Genomic DNA, 2,862 nt, shown 5'->3' with positions numbered 1-2,862 from the left:
CCCCGTTAGGGGCGGTCTGTTTGTAGCACAATAAAATTCAATAGAGTAAATAGCTCCGTAGGAGCGGCCTGTCCATATTCAGGCAGACCTGTTTAATATGGATTTACAAGAGACAGGTCGCTCCTAATTGCAGAGACAGGTTTCAAACCTGTCTCTACGATCTGTTATAATATCCTATTTTGTTACAAACAGGCCGCTCCTACGGAGCTTAATCGATGGGGTCAAGCCTTATCTATTGACAATGCTGGTCTGGAATAAATATGGTCTGCAATAGATAATAATTTGGCAAACACATATAAACAAGGAAAAGAGGCCACTTCACCGGGCAGGCGTAAAAGATAAACGATTCAATGTGGCCTGTTCCAGATCAGTTCTCCGTCCTTATAGACCTCCCTCACACGGTGAAAAGGAATTGTTAATAATTCTCTATTAGCGTCCATCAACTGGAAGGTAGCGTGGTTTCCTTTTTCTAAAAGGATATTTTTAAAGGGGACCCTCATGATTTTCTGTGCAACGCGGTCAAAGTAACCGATTTCAAAAGTACCTTTCCCAAATTCGCTGTTCCAAAGTATTTTGTTCAGCAGTTCATGAATGGGAATCATTATTTATGTTTACCTTCCTTTCAATAATGATAAATCGTAATATCTTAAAGGTTCTAAAAAAAATCTTTCAATAATCAGTCATTGCTTGTCCCTGATTCGTTGAAATTTTTTAAGAAAGATAGTACTTCATCATCATCCAAATCATGCCAGTTCTCATAGGCGTCTGCCACGGCGAAAACAAAACCGCTTCTCACGTTAAGGCAAACAAGTTCATCAACCTGAGACAGAACGTCATCAACCGTTTCTTTTGATCCTGTTGGAACGGCAACTACAACCTTTTGAGGTTCATGTCTTTTTATAAATGCAATGGCGGAAAGCATGGTATAACCGGACGCCAATCCATCGTCTACAATAATTGCGACCTTGTTTTTTACGGAAGGAAATGGCACGCCTTTTCTAAAGAGATCGTTTCTCTTTTTGATTGTTTCTCTAGTTCTTTGAATCTGTCGTTTAACCTCTTCTGCAGATAAGTTGAGTTTGCTGAAGAGTTTTTCATTCAATAATACCATGTTATCAGGGCTGACAGCGCCAAATCCGGATTCTGTGTTATAGGGTATCTGTACCTTTCGCACAATGAGTAAGTCAAGGGGAAGCACAAGGGCATTTGCTATTTCTGCAGCTACCGGGACGCCTCCGGAAGGTATGCCAAGCACTATGGCATCGGTGTTTTTGTGTCCCACGAGCTGTTGCGAAAGGAGTTTTCCTGCTTCTCTCCTGTCTTTAAAGACATATAATTTGTTTCGAAATGATTTATCTTCAATAAGTGTATGCATGTTTCTGTGTTACCAATACAATAATTTACTGAAAATAGTTTAAATTGATTCCATAAAATAGTAATAAACATTTCCCAAAAACGGGGAATGAGGGTCACACCTTGATCAGTGATTATAAGTCATAAGTCGGAAAGTAGCTATTATGAAATCAAAGATATCTAAAGAAGAGCTTCTTCGGGAATTAAGGGATTAAGGGGACACTTCCCATATTTATTGCTTGATCTGGTGAAAAAAACATGGGAAGTGTCCCTATGTTCCTCCCTTGGGGGTTGAAGCGATAAGACTTGCACCCGCACAGAAAGACGATCTCTGTGCACTGGGTGCATTGTCAGAAAAGGAAGATAGTACGCGGAGGCATGTGTTTGCGGTAATGTGCTAGCGTACACGATACTCCGGCGGCATTTTTGTTTTTTGACTTGAGGTGAATCTCCGTTGAAGTTGAGCAGGTCAATCCAGAAATTTTTTACCCCCATCTGTCTCCATTGATATGTCATTTATCCAAAACTTTTAAATTTGTTCAAACTGTTCCTTTGGAGCGCCACATGGAGGGCATGTCCAATCATCAGGTAAATTTTGAAAGCTGGTGCCAGGATCAATTCCATGGTCAGGATCGCCAGAACTGGGGTCATAGATATATCCACAAACCAAACATTTGTATCTTTCCATTTTTAAAACTTCTCCTTATATTCTTTGATTTTCAAAACTTTTCATTAAAAAAACTAATTAAAGAGGTTTTTAAAGATTGCTTTGGGCTAACCATCGCAATGACTACTTTCTCTTAACGTTTCACTATAACTACACTTTCCCGTGCTGATTAATATAGTCTATGAAGAACGCTTTTAACTGCGGCACATCACATGCAAAACCCATAGACTCTGCCTTCTGAATCGCTTCCTCACCCGTGACTCCCTCTTTTAATGCCTGATACATCATAGTAAACGCCACGGCGCGCTTCCCCGTATGGCAGTGTACGAAAACAGGTGCCGGGAGAAGCTCTATTTCTTTTCGAAATCGATCAACCAACTCCGGCTTGATTTCTTCTTTAGTTGATACCGGAATATGCAGGTATTTCATCCCTGTTTTTTTAACCAGATCCCCCTCCTCTTTTGGAGAAAGTGGCTGATCTTCTTCCCCGGAAGCCCGAAGATTGACAACCGATTTAAATCCTTGTTGCGGTAGTTTTTTAATTTCTTCTTCTGATGGTTGACTCGCCGATGTGACACTATCGTTGATTTTAATTCGATCCTTCATAGTAAACACCTCCTTTCAAAAATATGTGCAATATCAATGGTTGATACCCATGATCTTTATTTCTTTCATAAATTAAATAAATAGGATTTGATCCTGACCAGTCTCCGCGAGAAATGTGGTTAACCCCATACTCTTATCAACCTCATTTACAAGTTCATCCCGCGATATGTTTAACAAGCCCATAGAATTGGTACACACATAAAACTTTGCACCCATTGCCTTAGATTGAGTTAAAA

The 2,862-nt window shown here is 40.0% G+C and carries 4 protein-coding genes; all 4 read right to left on the bottom strand.

Annotation, left to right across the window (positions count from 1 at the left end):
• Positions 1–347: 347 nt before the first annotated feature.
• The gene (locus QZT26_RS17085) at positions 348–602 is read right to left on the bottom strand and encodes a DUF504 domain-containing protein (RefSeq protein ID WP_295103884.1); all 255 of its coding nucleotides are present in this window, start codon (positions 600–602) and stop codon (positions 348–350) included.
• A gap of 74 nt (positions 603–676) precedes the next feature.
• Positions 677–1,375, bottom strand: a complete 699-nt coding sequence (locus QZT26_RS17080; protein WP_099325239.1) for a phosphoribosyltransferase family protein — start codon at positions 1,373–1,375, stop codon at positions 677–679.
• Positions 1,376–1,882: 507 nt separating this feature from the next.
• The gene (gene rd / locus QZT26_RS17075) at positions 1,883–2,041 is read right to left on the bottom strand and encodes a rubredoxin (protein ID WP_099325238.1); all 159 of its coding nucleotides are present in this window, start codon (positions 2,039–2,041) and stop codon (positions 1,883–1,885) included.
• A 129-nt stretch (positions 2,042–2,170) separates the two neighbouring features.
• Complete coding sequence (locus tag QZT26_RS17070) at positions 2,171–2,626, bottom strand: protein tyrosine phosphatase family protein (protein WP_295103880.1); 456 nt, start codon at positions 2,624–2,626, stop codon at positions 2,171–2,173.
• Positions 2,627–2,862 lie beyond the last annotated feature (236 nt).

It is taken from the genome of uncultured Candidatus Kuenenia sp. (genome assembly GCF_900696675.1).
GTDB classification, from domain to species: Bacteria; Planctomycetota; Brocadiia; order Brocadiales; family Brocadiaceae; genus Kuenenia; species Kuenenia stuttgartiensis_A.
Note: the sequence above shows the minus strand (reverse complement) of the source record. Positions and strands in the feature narration are given on the sequence as shown.

Bases quoted from the DNA above. Each gene is read 5' to 3' on its own strand.
- QZT26_RS17085 (WP_295103884.1), bottom strand. From the start codon at position 602: ATGATTCCCATTCATGAACTGCTGAACAAAATACTTTGGAACAGCGAA.
- QZT26_RS17080 (WP_099325239.1), bottom strand. From the start codon at position 1,375: ATGCATACACTTATTGAAGATAAATCATTTCGAAACAAATTATATGTC.
- rd (WP_099325238.1), bottom strand. From the start codon at position 2,041: ATGGAAAGATACAAATGTTTGGTTTGTGGATATATCTATGACCCCAGT.
- QZT26_RS17070 (WP_295103880.1), bottom strand. From the start codon at position 2,626: ATGAAGGATCGAATTAAAATCAACGATAGTGTCACATCGGCGAGTCAA.